The 14,488-nt window shown below is 66.7% G+C and carries 11 protein-coding genes; 6 read left to right on the top strand and 5 right to left on the bottom strand.

Annotation, left to right across the window (positions count from 1 at the left end):
- Positions 1–828: 828 nt before the first annotated feature.
- Positions 829–1,407 (bottom strand): HEAT repeat domain-containing protein, encoded by a 579-nt coding sequence (locus RPX00_RS00960; protein WP_406636490.1) that lies wholly within the window; start codon positions 1,405–1,407, stop codon positions 829–831.
- A complete protein-coding gene (locus RPX00_RS00955) occupies positions 1,404–5,462 on the bottom strand; it encodes a hypothetical protein (RefSeq protein ID WP_406636488.1) in 4,059 nt (1,352 codons plus the stop codon). The genes RPX00_RS00960 and RPX00_RS00955 overlap by 4 nt, the downstream gene beginning before the upstream one ends.
- A gap of 314 nt (positions 5,463–5,776) precedes the next feature.
- Between RPX00_RS00955 and RPX00_RS00950 the strand changes: the two genes are divergently transcribed.
- Together RPX00_RS00950 and RPX00_RS00945 are read left to right on the top strand one after the other, a co-directional pair.
- On the top strand, positions 5,777–6,052 hold the full coding sequence (locus RPX00_RS00950; RefSeq protein ID WP_406636486.1) for a DNA/RNA non-specific endonuclease: 276 nt from the start codon (positions 5,777–5,779) through the stop codon (positions 6,050–6,052).
- A gap of 28 nt (positions 6,053–6,080) precedes the next feature.
- Complete coding sequence (locus RPX00_RS00945) at positions 6,081–6,707, top strand: SMI1/KNR4 family protein (protein WP_406636484.1); 627 nt, start codon at positions 6,081–6,083, stop codon at positions 6,705–6,707.
- 532 nt (positions 6,708–7,239) lie between these two features.
- On the opposite strand, the gene RPX00_RS00940 is transcribed toward RPX00_RS00945, so the two are convergent.
- Complete coding sequence (locus RPX00_RS00940) at positions 7,240–7,833, bottom strand: DUF4190 domain-containing protein (RefSeq protein ID WP_406636482.1); 594 nt, start codon at positions 7,831–7,833, stop codon at positions 7,240–7,242.
- Between the two features lie 172 nt (positions 7,834–8,005).
- Here RPX00_RS00940 and RPX00_RS00935 point away from each other — a divergent pair, with 172 nt between their 5' ends.
- Both RPX00_RS00935 and RPX00_RS00930 read left to right on the top strand, forming a co-directional pair.
- Entirely contained in the window at positions 8,006–9,208 is a 1,203-nt protein-coding gene (locus tag RPX00_RS00935; RefSeq protein WP_406636481.1) for a sensor histidine kinase, read from the top strand.
- Between the two features lie 17 nt (positions 9,209–9,225).
- Positions 9,226–9,873 carry a response regulator gene (locus tag RPX00_RS00930; protein WP_406642724.1) on the top strand — a complete coding sequence of 216 codons (648 nt, stop codon included), beginning with the start codon at positions 9,226–9,228 and terminating at the stop codon, positions 9,871–9,873.
- Positions 9,874–9,889: 16 nt separating this feature from the next.
- Here RPX00_RS00930 and RPX00_RS00925 read toward each other — a convergent pair whose 3' ends face one another.
- Positions 9,890–10,546 carry a GntR family transcriptional regulator gene (locus tag RPX00_RS00925; RefSeq protein WP_406636479.1) on the bottom strand — a complete coding sequence of 219 codons (657 nt, stop codon included), beginning with the start codon at positions 10,544–10,546 and terminating at the stop codon, positions 9,890–9,892.
- 139 nt (positions 10,547–10,685) lie between these two features.
- Between RPX00_RS00925 and RPX00_RS00920 the strand changes: the two genes are divergently transcribed.
- Together RPX00_RS00920 and RPX00_RS00915 are read left to right on the top strand one after the other, a co-directional pair.
- Entirely contained in the window at positions 10,686–11,615 is a 930-nt protein-coding gene (locus tag RPX00_RS00920; RefSeq protein ID WP_406636477.1) for an ornithine cyclodeaminase family protein, read from the top strand.
- A gap of 35 nt (positions 11,616–11,650) precedes the next feature.
- Positions 11,651–13,078, top strand: a complete 1,428-nt coding sequence (locus tag RPX00_RS00915; RefSeq protein ID WP_406636475.1) for a TIGR00366 family protein — start codon at positions 11,651–11,653, stop codon at positions 13,076–13,078.
- Between the two features lie 106 nt (positions 13,079–13,184).
- Here RPX00_RS00915 and RPX00_RS00910 read toward each other — a convergent pair whose 3' ends face one another.
- A complete protein-coding gene (locus RPX00_RS00910) occupies positions 13,185–14,213 on the bottom strand; it encodes a hypothetical protein (protein ID WP_406636473.1) in 1,029 nt (342 codons plus the stop codon).
- Positions 14,214–14,488 lie beyond the last annotated feature (275 nt).

Below are 14,488 nucleotides of genomic sequence, written 5' to 3'. Positions count from 1 at the left end.
TGGCAGCAGCCATCCGACGGTAGCTTTCAGCGGACTCACAGCGATCCCTCCCCGGTTCGCTCCTGTGCCCGGGCAAGTCTACTATCGCGAGTTCGGGTATGGGGTCGGACGCCCTGGCCGGGATGAGTGTCTGCTTTGGCGCGATTTCGACGTCGAGCTTCGAAGCTCCATTGTGTACATCGTCCGTCGCCAGTTTGCAGCGGAGATCGCCAGTACCCGCTGCGTCGACGGCAGAGCGGTGGAGACGATCGCGGAGTCGAACGAGCGAGACACAGTTGATGAGCCGGGAAGACCGACTCATGGAGTCCCATGTCGATGGGCTATCGCTCTTCCTGCGTGCCTGCGGTTTGCGCAGCGGGTGTGGCGAGCGTTGCCGCTCGATCGGCTCAAGGCTGGGAGTCGCTGCACGGTGGTGCGGGGGAGATGCCTCCAGCGGGGGCAACCCGAACGCAGAGCTGAAGGTCTGCGGTGGACTGGAGTTCTGGGGCTCGCGAGGGTGCGCGAGGAGCTGCTGGGCGACCTCGATCCGTGGTTCCTGCGTCCGGGGCTGGTCTGGCTGTCACACATTCCCAGGTCCGAAAGCCTCTCGAATCTGGAGTGCGCAGGTGCGTCATGGAGAACTCGAAGCCCGAACTCGTTAGCTAACAGTTCGCAGCCTGGCGCACTGGTATCGGATGGCGTCGCGGCCTGCCTAGGGCTCGCACCCGCTGGGACGGGTTGCCTGGTCCGGCGTCGGAGCTGCGATGAGATCGATCCCGATAAGCAGTCCCGAAGCGGGAAAGCCGACGGGCGCGAACCACGGTCGGAAGCCCGGCGACTTGACTCAGCTCAGGATGCCGGGTTCTGGTGCCGGCGGATCGCCTCCAGGACTTGCGCGGCGTTGAACCGGGTTGTCTCGTCTGGGTCGCCGTTGTGCACGGCTTCTACCAGTGGTACGACTTCGGGCCAGGATAGGTATACGCATGCATAAAGCGCGGCTTGGCGTACCTCTGGCTGGCTGGCGTGCAGCGCATCCTCCAGCACGGCAAGGAATGCGTCGGCGGCCTGAGGGGGAGCTACCGCGGCCAGATAGCCAAGGGCCTGGACGCGCTGCCCTGGGTCATCCACGACCGCGTATACCCACACCAGCACTTCGGCTTGTGTCAGCGTGGAGAGGTTCTGAGCCACGAACTCCGCCAGTTCGGCCGCGCGGTCGCCCATGGTAACGACCGAGGCCACTCCCAGAAGGTAATCTTCGACGTAGTGCGCCGAACTGGTGCCGTAGTCGGCGGTCCAAATTTCCTCGTACGGCCTGCTCTCGTCCGGCTGGACAACGGTGTGCAACTGCCAGCCAGAAAGAAGGGCCAGGTCCTGGAATTCTTCGCGACCGACGACTGGCGACAGAACCGTTCGTTGCTCACTGGTCATGGTTTGTTCCCGCCCGACGGGTGGTGGGAGAAGAGCACCGTCCGCAGATGATCTTGCAGCTCCTTCTTCACATACCTGCGCAACGCCGCGTCGTTGTCGAAGAGGTGTCCCTGCGTGGCTACATGCCGTTCCACGAACTTACGCACCAGGTCCAATTCCATTCGCAGGAAGTTGTTCACATCGGCCGCCGTGGCACGTCCGATCCCTTCGCCAAGTCCGGGCGTCGGCGGCAACCCAAGGTCTCGAGTCGTACGGCGGCCAACCGCGCCTGAGCGACCGGCCACCATCGGCTGCTCCCGGCTACCGTAGCGGCTCTGCCAGCTCAGGGCTCCCTCGCCTGCCAGATGTGTGCCGAGGCGCTCGGTGACCAGTCCGCTCGTGCTGCGTGCAGACTCGACCTGACTCAGCCGCGCCAGCTCGGTCACCCTGGCCAGCTGCTCGACTGACAAGCCCGGTGGCGGTGCCTGGCCGGCTTGGACCGCGAACAGGGCTCGCATGAACTTTTGCGGATCGCCGGGCGGGTCTTGGGCGACCTTGCGGTAGCTGCCCTGTCCCGGTTGGCCAACGGGAGCCGCGACGACGACGTGGCCGGGGTGGAGACTGCCCGCGGCGAGCTCCCGCACGAGCGGGCCTTCGGGAGCCAAGCGCAGGTGTTCCTCCTGCGGGAAGGACCGGCCACGGCCGACCGCCATGGCGGTGAACATTCCTCCAGGCCCGACGCGGCGCGTGCCTGGGGCTCCGGGACCGGTGATGGCCTGCTCCCGGAGGTCGCGTGCTCCGACCGCACCCCCGAACCCGCCTGGCACGTTGATCGGGTCAGCGGCGGTGCCTGCGCCGCTTTGCCGCTGCTGCATTATCTGTGCCGCGAGAGCTTGGACTCGAGGATCGTTCATCACCTCGTTCGACAGGTCTCGGAGCATCCGGTTGAGGTTTCTTCCCTGGGCGTCGATGATCTGGTCGACCAGGGTCTTCTCCGGGCTGTTCGCGGCGATGACCCGTGCTGCGCCGCTGCCGAACTCCACAGCCAGTTTGCGCAGTCGGTAGGACAGCTTCCAGCGCAGCAACGCGACTCGTAGCCGGAGCTTCCCGATGCCTTTGGCAAGCATGGCCCGGATCCTGGGTGGCAGATCCCGTGCCGCCCGTTCGAGATCACGGTTGCGGCTGTCTTGTTCGCTTTTCCGCTTGTCCGGGCGTTTGGTCTTGTCCGGACGACCCTTGGGCTTGGGCGGTCGTGTCTTTGCCCGCGGCCTCCGTAGCCTCGCGGGTCTACTGTCCTTGCAGGGCTTTCTGCGAGGCCGCTTCGGCTTCGGCTTGATCTTGGCCCACAGCTTCTTGACCAACCCGACGATCTTGTCGATCACCCAGTCGATGGCCCGGTTCACCGGCCGCGCGATTTTCTGGAAGATCTCCTTGACCTTGCTGGCAATCCCGCCAATACCCAGCAACGCCGCCAACGCCCCGATAAGAACCGGAATCGCGCGAGCCAGCGCCCGTTCCACCAACGCGGGCACGCCGCCCGTGCCGCCTCGGGCGATGGCCAGTACCGCGTCCAGGACCGCGTTGACGAAGTCGATGATCTGGCGCGCGTTGGTGACGATGAAGCGGATGATGTCGATGATCATCTTGCAGGCGCGGATGAACGCCGACGCCGGATTGAACAGGGACACGATCCACGTGATGCCCGCGATGATGATCGTGGGCAGCAGATACGAGACCAGATTGCTGATCAGGTTCTTCTTCAGATCGCCGACCCTGGTCTTGAGGTCGTCCCACATCCCGGCCACGCCCCGGGTTTTGACCTGCGCGACCAACGGGACCGCGGTTTCCGCCGCGGCCAGGGCCTGGTGGGGGACCTTGCGGGCCAGCCGGGCGCGGATGTTCGGCCAGGACAGGCCCAGGATCATGGCGATCATCGTCAGGATGCCGAGGACGTCGAACGTCTTGGGCAGCTGAAGGCCGATCGTCCCGCCGGTGCCCAGCAGCCAGGCCAGCACGCCGGCTTCCAGGTGGCGGCCCGCGTTCTTCATGAACAGTTTCAGTCCGCCGCCGACGCCGGTGACCAGGTTGCCCAGGAAGCCGACCGGGTCCTTGAGGATCGCGCCGATGGCCGCGACGGCTTTGCTGAGGATGCCCAGCAGCATGCGGCCCAGTTCGATGATGGCCTTGATGGCGCCGCCGATCGCGTCGGCCGCCTTGGCCACCAGGCCCTTGTTCTTCTCCTTCTCGGCGGCTATTTCGTCGTCGACCGACTTGACCGCGTCGGCGTATTTGGTGGCCAGGGTGTCGACGAGTTCCGTGCCCTTGTCGTTGACCGTGTCTTTGAGTTCGTCGAACTTGCCTTCGAATTCCGTCGCGGCCTCGCGGCCGATCGCTTTCAGATCGGCCGGAAGCTTGTCGACTGCCGCCTTCAGTTCCTTGCGGCCCGCGGCGATGCGGTTCTTGGCACGCTTCAGTTCCGCTTCCACCGTGTCGGCGATCTCGGTGACGATCTGGTCCATCGCCGCCAGATAGTGGTCTCTCGCGCGTTCGTAGATGCGGTTGGCTTCTTCGGGGAGGCCTGCGAACAGATCCCGCGTCCACCGCGCCCAGCCGAACGCGCCTCCGTAGCGTTCGTCCTTGTACCGCTCCATGCCTTCTTCGTGTTCGCGGGTGAAGCGGTCGCGTGCCTCTTTTTCTTTCCTGGTGAATTGGTCGTCGACCTTCTTGTCCAGATCGGCCAGGATTTTCTCGACGTCGCACTTGGTCTGGTCGAAGACCTTCTGCAAAAGGTCGGTGACCTCTTTGCGTTTGTCCTCGTCGGTCTTCTTCGCGCCTTTCTTCCCGGTGCCGACCTGCTGACCGGTGGCGACCCGGGTCGCGTGGATGCCCGCCATCGTGGCGGAAGCCCGTACGGCGGCGGAGTTCTTGACCTGCTTGAGTTCTCCGGCCTCCCCGGCGCGCAGCTTCTTCGGCGCGGCCTCCGAGTGCGCCTCCATGGTCTTTTTCTCTTTGACCGCCTTGTCGAACTGCGGTTCCCGCGAATTCTTGAACGCCAACTGCTGCTCGGTGACCTGCGCGTCCGCCATCTGCCGGTCGACCTGCTCCGGACCGGCCGACATGTCCGTGGCCGACGCGGGCAGCTGGTCCGGGGCCGCCTGAGCCGGGTCCGGGGCACCCGGCTTGCCCGGGACCTTGTCCGCGGCCATCGGCACGACCTGTTTGGCGTCCGGCGCCGGTTGCGGCGGTGCCGCGGTCGTGTCCGCGATCTCCTGCGCCGAGGCGTCCTTGCCCTGGCCCACCTTGCCCTGGACCTCGGTCTTAACCTCCTCGGCCTTGCCCGACTCGCCGAACTTGTCCGCCTCGTCCAGGTTCTTCGGAGCCTTGTCGGCCAACGCCTTCTTGACCGCCTGGATGAACTCCTGCTTGTTGAACTCCTTCGGCTGCGCGGCATCCATGTCCTCGGCATGCGCCGCCTTGCCTCGCGCCTCCCGGTCGTCCGCCGGAGCCTCCGCCGCGTCCTGCGCCGCCCCCGCCTCGGCCGCAGCCGGCGGATGACTCGCGCCGACGGCCTTCTTCTTGGCGTTGACGTCCTTCTTCAACGCCTGGAACTTCGGGTCCGCACCCGGCGAGCGCGCGCCCGTGCTCTTCTCCTTCTTGGCACCCTTCTCCGGCTTTTCCTCAGGCGGCTTGTCCTTCGCCAGATCCTTCTTGTCCGGGGCAGGCGCAGGCTGTGCCTCGGCCTTCCGGACGACCGGCTTGGCAGGCAGAGGCTTCGGCACCGGTTGAGGCTTGGCCGGGACACGCGCCGCGGCCTGGTTCGCGACCGCCTGGTTGCCCACCAGATTCTGGGCAGCGAGCATCATCTGCCCGGTCCACGCCGACTGCCGAGGCTCCGCACCTCGCGGCAGCCCGCCCATCGCCGCGGTCACCGCCGCATTGCCCACCTGCGCCCGCGCGCGGACCACATCCGCCGTACCCGGATCCGTCGCGCTCGGATTCTCCGGACGCCGCCGCACAACCGGCGACGCCGTCGAAGCGATCGGTCGCGGACCGCGGGCCTTCGTGAGTGGGGGCATCCGGTGCCTTCACTGGTCAGCTCGGAGTACCAGGCGGGAGCAGGATGGCATTCAGCCCGTCTCGGCACTGCGATCGTGGCGTTGCCGGAACGTCACCGGACTGCTGCGGCCTCCAGGCTGTGTCCACCGGTGGAGCATCGCGCGGCGACCCGGTTGTGCTCGAATGACATGAAGCGCGGGTGTGCCCCGGTGAAACAACGAGGGCCGGCCGCCGAGCAGTGCGTCGGCGACCGGCCCGTCAAGGTGTTGCGCGGTCAGACGATTGCTGGTTGGGGTGGACGAGGTCCATCCCGCCCGGATTCGACGGGAGTTCCATGCAGCGCGGCCATCTGATCGCCAACCGGTTCAGCGGCTCCGGGTCGCTGATCAATATTGTTAACCAGTACATCGATGTAAACCAGATAGATGTCAAAGGGATTGAGAGCCGCATCGCGGCGGCGTTGCGCACCAACCGTGAGATCATCTACGAGGTGCGTGCCCAGTACCGCAGCAGTGCCACTGTGGATCTTCATCGACGCCATCGGCGACAACGGCTACGTCTGCTACGCCAACATCAAAAACGTGCGGCTGGGAGGCAAGGTCGAGCGTAAGGGCTGCTACTGATAGCGTATTCACGGATTGCTCGCCGTCGAAGAGGTGGAAATCATGGTTCAGTCACGTCCGTCGCGATCAATGGATGAGCTAGTCGAGGCCGCTTCTTGGTCTGGCGGTATAAAAAAAGGGCGAGACTGGGACGTTGTGGAAGAGAGAATCGGGACCGCTCTTCCGGATGATTACAAGGAAATGATGGGCCGGTTTCCCTCTGGATTCTTCAGAAACGCGGTGTCTTTCGAGAACCCGATCGACTCCCGTGTCGACCTGGACGATTTCGTGCGGAACCGCGTCCAGCGGACGATCGGAGCGCTCGGCAATCCTGACCTGGAATACCTCCAGTCCACTGATTGCCAGGTTTTCCCCCAGTCTGGCGGCCTGCTGCCGTGGGGAAACGATCTTCAGGGTGGCATCTTTTGCTGGCGGACCGAACCCGATGATCCGAACCAATGGCCGATAGCGTATTACAGTGCAGATTTCCTTAAATGGTTCGAACATGACGGCGGAGTGGTTGAGATAATTTGGGAAGTTCTCGCGCATGCAGGTCGCGACAACATTCTCCGGCGCAATCTTGACCATGAGCAGCCCGTCTTTCGAGTTCCGTCGACGTATCTGGGGGGCGGCGAGTGGATTGCGAATGCGGGTTACCGCTGATCGTCGAGGGTCGCGAAAATGCGGGTCGATGTATCGAAGCGGCGATGCAGTGTGCATCCGGTAGGCGATGACAATATTCTCTGATTCTCCATTGATGACGAGCCGGTGGTATTCCGTGTTCCGTCCACGCATATGGGGAACGGCGTGTGGCTGCCGAAGCCGGAGTATCGCTAGCCGCTAGAGGCTGCGGCTCGCTTGCCCGTGCCGGTAGGCAAGCGGGCGGGTTTCGTCGGAGCCCGTGTCTCGCCGTGTTCTGTGTTGGTCGCACACGGTGCTGAACCAGGAGTCGCGGAGACTGCGGTCGTTGAGACTCGGTCCTGGCATGCTGATGCTCCCGGCAACGGCCCCGGCCGGCCGTCCTTGGCCCGGCAGGTCGCTTCGCGCCGGGCTGTCATCGCTGGCGCGACGAGTTGCCGAGTGTTGCAGGCGTGTGCGGCCGCCATCCGGCGGCGGCGCATCACAGCCAGGTCGGAACCGCGAAGGCCTCCTCGCCATCCGAAAACGGCGAAGGAGGCCTTCCCCCGAACCCCCGTCAATTACCCGTACAAGCCGCCGTAGCAAACTCGCCAGAAGCGCTCCTGGTCGAGACCACCTTGCCGTCCACAGTGATCTTGCACGTAACCGACCCACCAGTCTCGCTGGTCGTCACAGTCAACGTGCCCCCCTTGTAAACGCCCTTGTTCTCAACTTCCTTATTCCAAGGCAGCGCCGCAACAGTCTCGTTAATCGGATTCAGAACCTCGCCATAAACAACATCGACGTTCTTAGCATCCCCGCTGACCTCGTAAGACACCTTAGCCGTGCGGTTGATCTCAGTCTGGACCTCATCGACAGCCGCGTTGAATACGAAGACCCACACGACGCAGACGACGAGGCCGAGTGCGGACAGTGCGATGCCGGTGATGGACAGCCCCTTGTTGGTGGCCTTTCCGCCCTTGACCCGGACCAGTCCGACGATCGAGAAGACCAGGCCTAGGACCACCAGCGGCCAGGCGACGACGCCGACGAACGGGATCGGGGAGAAGACCAGCCCCACCAGGCCGAGGACGAAGCCCGTGATGCCGATGCCGTTGCGGGGCGGCAGGGCGGGGGCGTAGACCGGCGGGTGGGGGGATTGCTGGGTCACAGGGTTTTCCTTTCCGAACGGATGATCGCGGGCAGCACCCAACCAGCGATCACCACGCGAGCACGTCGTACTCGGCGCGCGGACCAGTTACGACGAAAGTCGTAATCCGCGGCCGCGGAAGAACCGGTTCCGCCGACGCGGGCGGTCTGGGGCGGCCGCGTACGCTCACCGCATGGGGAGGCGTGTGCTCAGCGTGGTGGTCACGGTGGTGGCGGTCGCGGCGAGCGTGATCAGCAGCGTGTTCGTCTTCAGCACCCAGGGGTACGTGCCCGCTTCCGGGTCGTTCACCGCGACCTGGTGGTCCGTGCTCGGGTTCTGCACCGGGATCGCCGCGGCGGTCATGCTCTGCTGGCGGCACCAGTGGCCGGAACTTGTTCTCGCGATCGCCTTGGTGCCGCCGCTTTGCTTCCGGTCCGACGCGCTGGCCGCGTTGATCGCCCTCGCGGCGCTGGCCGTCCGCCGCCGCGACCGTCTCTTGTGGATCGGGAGCGTGCCGGTTTACGTCGCCACGGCGTGGGCGTTGTTCGGGGACGCCAATCGCCATCCGGACGTGACCATCGCCGGCCAGATCGTCGGCAAGCAGTTCTCCGTGGTGCAGGTGATCGCGACGCTGGTGCTCGCGTCCGTGATGATGGCCGTGCCGCTCACCGTCGGCGTAGTGCGCGGAATGCGGGACACGCTGGCGATCCGCGACGCGAAGGAAGAGGAACTCCGCGCCGAGATGACGCGTCGCGCGGAGCGCACCCGGATCGCGCGCGAGATGCACGACGTACTGGGGCACCGGCTTTCGCTGCTGTCGCTGCAAGCCGGCGCGCTCGAAGTGAGCAAAGGGCCGGCGACCGCGGAGTCGGCGAAAACCGTTCGTACGACCGCGCGTCAATCGCTCGAAGACCTCAGGCAGGTCATCGGCGTCCTCCGCGACGGGCAGGGTTTCGAGGACCGAGGCGAGCGTGGACCGCACCCCGAACCGCCGCAGCCGACCCTGGCCGACATTCCCGAGCTGATCGCCAACGCCCGCCAGGCCGGGCTGAGCGCGAACGTGACGATCCTGATCGACGACGTCGGCGGCGCGCCCGCGCTGCTCGGCATGACCGCCTACCGGATCGTCCAGGAGTCGCTCACCAACATCCTGAAACACGCACCGGGAACCACGGCCGAGGTTTCCGTCCGCGGCGGCCCCGGCAACGGGATCACCGTCGAAGTCGTCAACCCCGTCCCCGCGACAGACGCCGCGGGAACGGGCGGGGCGGGCCTGACCGGGATCGGCGAACGCGTGACCATGATCGGCGGAAACGTCAGCGCCGGGCCGACCGGAGAGGGCACTTTCGCCGTTCGGGCTTGGCTGCCGTGGGACGGCACTAATCTGACCGGGTGAACCAGCGCCCCATACGCGTGCTGCTCGTCGACGACGACCCCCTCGTCCGAACTGGACTGTCGATGATCCTGTCCAGCACGGACGACATCGAGGTGGTCGCGGAAGCGGGCGACGGCGACGAGGTCGTGCCGAAGGTGAGCATGCACGCCCCCGACGTCGTCCTGATGGACATCCGGATGCCGCGGATGAACGGCCTGGCCGCGACGGCCGCCGTCGTCGCGCTGGCCAATCCGCCGAAGGTCCTGGTGCTGACCACTTACGACCTCGACGAGTACGTCTTCGACGCGCTCGGCGCCGGTGCCAGCGGTTTCCTGCTGAAGGAAGGCTCCCCGCAGGAAATCATCGACGCGGTCCGCGTGGTCGCGGCCGGCGAGGCGATCCTTTCCCCGCGAACGACGCGAACACTCATCGGCCACTTCGTCGCGACCCGGATGAGCCCGCGGCGGCACCGGGCACAAGCCGGACTGAGCACGCTGACCGAACGCGAACGGGAGATCGTCGCCGCCGTCGCCCGAGGCAGGACCAACGCCGAGATCGGCATGGAACTGCACCTGAGCGAGGCCACGGTGAAGACCCACATCACCCGGATTTTCGCGAAACTGGACGCCAGCAACCGGGTCCAGCTGACGATTTTCGCTTACGAAGCCGGGCTGGTCGCTCCCTGAGCGTGCGGGGCGGCCCTCAGCTCCGTGCCCAGTCGGAGCGGATGTGCCGCAGGTGCGTGCGGAGGAGTTCTTCCAGACCGGCGGTGTCGCCGTCGGCGATGGCGGCGAGGATCTCGCGGTGTTCGCGCGCGGAGTCGATCAGCACGCCGCGTTCGGCGAGATTTTCCAAGCCATAGAGGCGAGTTTGGTCGCGCAGCGTGGCGACGGAGTCGACGAGGCGCTTGTTGCCGCCGCAGCCGAGCAGGTCGAGGTGGAACTGCCGGTCGGCGTCGAGGAAGCGGACGACGTCGCCGTCTTCCGCGGCGGCCTCGATGTCCTTGGCGAGCGCGCGCAGCCGCTCGAGATCGGCGTCGGTGATCCGGGCCGCGGCCTTGAGCGTGCCGGGCAGTTCCAGCAGGACTCGCATCTCGTAGACCTCGTCGAGATCCTGATCGCTCATCGGGATCACGCGGAATCCGCGGTTGCGCACCGGCTCCATCAGACCCTGGTTGACCAGCGTGAGCATCGCTTCCCGGACGGGACTGCTCGACACCTGCAGCCGCGCGGCCAGCGCTGAGGCGGAGTAGATGTCGCCGGGCTTGATCTCGCCGGACACCAGCGCGTGCCGGACGAGTTCCAGCACCTGATCCCGCAGGCTGGCGTGCCGCAGCAGGCCGGCGGTGGGCTCGGCCACGCGTTCTCCCTCGAGGTGTTTCTTGACTTCCTGGCTTCCGCGATGCATCTTACACGTCACCGGTGTGCGGTTACCGGTGACCGATTACCGACGAGTAACAAGTCCGAGGCGGCGACCTCGACGACTGAGGAGACACCCCTTGCTCACCATCACCGCCGACGACGCGGCGGACGCTTTGCGCTTCGACGCGCTGATTCCCGCGCTGCGGGAGGGTTTCCGCCGGGGTGCCCACACTCCAGACCGGCACACCCACTCCCTCGACGAGGCCTCCGGGGCTTCACTGCTGCTGATGCCGTCGTGGAGCGACGACGCGTATCTCGGCGTCAAGCTCGTCACGATCTTCCCCGGCAACAACGCGCTCGGACGGCCCGCGTTGTCGTCGGCCTACATCCTCAGCAGCGCCACTACTGGCGAGCACCTCGCCGTGATCGACGGCGACGAGCTGACCCGTCGACGTACCACCGCCACCTCGGTATTGGCGGCGTCGCGCCTCGCTCGACCGGACAGCCGCGTGCTCCTCGTCGTCGGTGCCGGCCACATCGGCGGAATGCTCCCCGCCGCCTATCGCAGCCAGTTCGACCTGCGCACGGTCTTGGTCCACGACACCGATCCCGTTGCCGCGCAACGGCTTGCGGAAGCCCTGCGTACCGACGGCATCGACGCCGAGGTCGTCGCGGATCTCGCCGACGCGGTCGCACACGCCGACATCGTCAGCTGCGCCACGCTGGCGACCACGCCGATCATCCGCGGCTCCTGGCTGCGCCCCGGCACCCACCTCGACCTCATCGGCAGCTTCCGCCCGCACATGCGCGAAGCCGACGACGACTGCCTTCGTCTGTCCACTGTGTACATCGACACCCCGACCGCGCTGACCGAATCCGGCGACCTCGTCCAGCCGGTCGCCGACGGGGTCCTCGATCCGGAGACGATCGCGGGCACCCTGGGCCAGCTCTGCCGCGACGAGGTCGCCGGACGCCGCGATCCGGACCAGATCACCCTTTTCAAAGCCGTCGGCAGCGGCCTCGCCGACCTCGCCGCCGCCGAACACGTCCTGCGCACCGTCGCCTGACCCGCCAGCACGTCCCGAGCAGCAAAGGAGCTGCCATGTCCCAGTCCCCGCCCGCACCGCCGAAGGCCGGATTCCTCGCCAGGACAGCGATCCGCGCCGCGAACTGGTCCGAACGCTGGTTCCCGAACACGCTCGTGTTCGCCCTGCTCGTCGTGGCGCTGGTCGCCGTGGCCGCGATCGCGATCGGGGCGTCCCCGATGCGGGTCGCCACGACCTTCGGCGGCGGGTTCTGGGACCTGATCCCGTTCACCATGCAGATGGCGATGGTCGCGATCGGCGGCTACGTCGTCGCCACCGCCGGGCCGGTCCGGAAGGCGATCGACCGGCTCGCCCGGCTGCCGCGCACCGGACGGGGCGCGATCGCGATGGTCGCCGCGCTCAGCCTCGTTTCGGCGCTGTTCAACTGGGGATTCAGCCTCATCTTCAGCGCGTTGCTGGTCCGCCGCCTCGCCGTACGAGCGGACCTGCGGATGGACTACCGGGCCGCCGGGGCGGCGGCCTACCTCGGCCTCGGCGGCAGCTGGGCGCTCGGGCTCAGCTCCTCGGCCGCGCAGCTGCAGGCCAACCGCGCCAGCATCCCGTCGTCGCTGCTGCCGGTCACCGGGGTGATCCCGTTCCGCGAGACCATCTTCTCCTGGCAGTCGCTGCTGCTGGCCGCCGTCGTCGTGGCGGTCTGCGTCGCGGTGGCGTTCTTCTCCGCTCCGCGCGGCGGCCTGATCCGCACCGCGGACGACCTCGGCGTCGACCCGCGCGATCCGGTCGAGCAGGACCCGCCCCGCACCAGGCCCGGGGAATGGCTGGAGTACAGCCCGCTGCTCACCATCGTCGTGGTCGCGCTCGTCGGCGGCTGGGCGGTGGGGGAGTTCGGCGGCAAGGACCCGATCGCCGCGATCTCCGGGCTCAACACCTACAACCTGCTGTTCCTCGCCCTCGGCCTGCTGCTGCACTGGCGTCCGCGCCGGTTCCTCGCCGCGGTCACCAAAGCCGTCCCCGCCACCGGCGGCGTGCTCATCCAGTTCCCGTTCTACGCGGGCATCGCCGCGATTCTGACCAAAGCCACCGACAGCGCCGGGCACAGCGTGTCCCACTACCTCGGCGCGGCGTTCACCGGAGCCACCGTCGGCGGACTGTTCCCGCTGCTCATCGGCGGCTACTCCATCGTGCTCGGCTTCCTGATCCCGTCCGGCGGCGGGAAATGGGTCATCGAGGCGCCGTATGTCATGCAGGCCGCCAACGACGCGCACGTCAGCCTCGGCTGGACCGTGCAGATCTACAACGCGGCCGAAGCCCTGCCCAACCTGATCAACCCGTTCTGGATGCTTCCGCTGCTGGGCGTGCTGTCCCTCAAGGCACGCGACATCGTCGGATTCACCTTCACCTACCTGATCGTGCTGCTGCCGCTCGTGCTTGCTCTGCTCACCCTGCTCGCGCCCACGCTCGCCTACCACCCTCCCGTCCACTGAGGACTGTCTACACCGGACGGAAGCGCATGACTTCGGACACCGCACGCCGGTGACATCGGCCCCGGCCGCCCGTGAAAGGCGACCGGGGCCAATGCTCGGCTGTCGATCAGGAACAGCGCCAGACGTACGGGTGGTAGGTCTGGTCGTCGCCCTCGCGTCCCCCGCCCACCGTGCCGTCGTCGCTGATCCGGGACGGGAGGTCGAGCTTGACGTCGCCGAAGGTCGACACCCACACGCCCTGCCGCCACACGCCGTAGCCGGTGCCCTTGCTGTCGTTTCCGCCGTGCGCCTCGTCGATCCGGCCGGTGATCAGGCCGTCCCGGTTGATGTCGTAATCCGGGTTGCCGCTGGGGATGTTGTGGCCCGAGTTGGGCAGCACGTGCGCGGTGCCCTGCTGGTCCCAGTAGACACCGACTATCTTGCCGTTGTAGTCGGCGGTGCCGACCACGCGCCCGTTGGAGAACGCCGAGCCGTCGGGAAAGCGCAGGCCCGGCAGCATGCCGAGCTGGGTGATCGTGCCGGCCCGCCAGATCGCGAGTGCGGACTCGCGCCGCAGCAGCACCGAACCGTCCTTGTCGACCGCCTGGGGCGCGCCGATTTCCGGAGGCAGGCCGGGGAGCGTGGTGACGGTGCCTGGTTGCGCGGCGGGCCAGCGCACCACCGTGGTCAGGCCGCTGCCGTCGCCCCAGACGTAGCCGGTGATGTCGCCCGCGTCGTTGATGCCGAGCGCGGCGGACTTGGTGTTTTTCCCCAGCTTCGGCAGCTCTTCCAGCACGTTGCCGCGAGAGCGGTACGCCGTGGTCACGGAGACTCCCGGGAAGCTGACCCGTGCGGTGCCGACGATCGTGCCCGCGCGGTTCTCGTCGGCCACCTCGTAGCCGAGCACTTCGTTCATCACGGAGAAGACGGAGTACGCGCCGTTCTTCCAGGCGATCGGCCAGTCGCGGATGCCGATCCTGGCAGGGCCGGCGAAGCCGCCTTGGTGGTCGGTCGCGGTCGGCAGCCCGCCTTCGCCCGGCACGGGAAGTGCCGTCGGACGCCAGGTGCAGGCCGCCGCGGCGGATGCGGTCGAGGTCGGGACGAGCAAGGCCGCGGCGAGCAGCACCGCGCCGCCTAGTAACCGGTATCTGTGCACGTTTCCCCTCCAGAAAGTGGTGGACGCGACCAATGATCGCGTTCACCGCCCTTGCCCGGGGCGAGGATAGGGGTGCTTTCGCGTGATCCGGGGTCTGGGCGAGACAGGCCAAGACGTCAGCAAACTGCCATTCCCGTTGCCGTCGGCCGATTCACCGACAATCCTGCGATAGCACCGGTATTGCTCCGCGTTAATCGGATTCGGCGAAAGAGGGGGTGTCTACTCATGCTCAGTGCGGTTTTCTTGTCCGCTCCTTTCGTGCCCCGCGAGGACGT

Origin of the sequence: Amycolatopsis sp. WGS_07, from assembly GCF_045278895.1 — a bacterium.
Classification (GTDB): Bacteria; Actinomycetota; Actinomycetes; order Mycobacteriales; family Pseudonocardiaceae; genus Amycolatopsis.
This window is presented reverse-complemented; position numbering and strand designations above follow the sequence as displayed.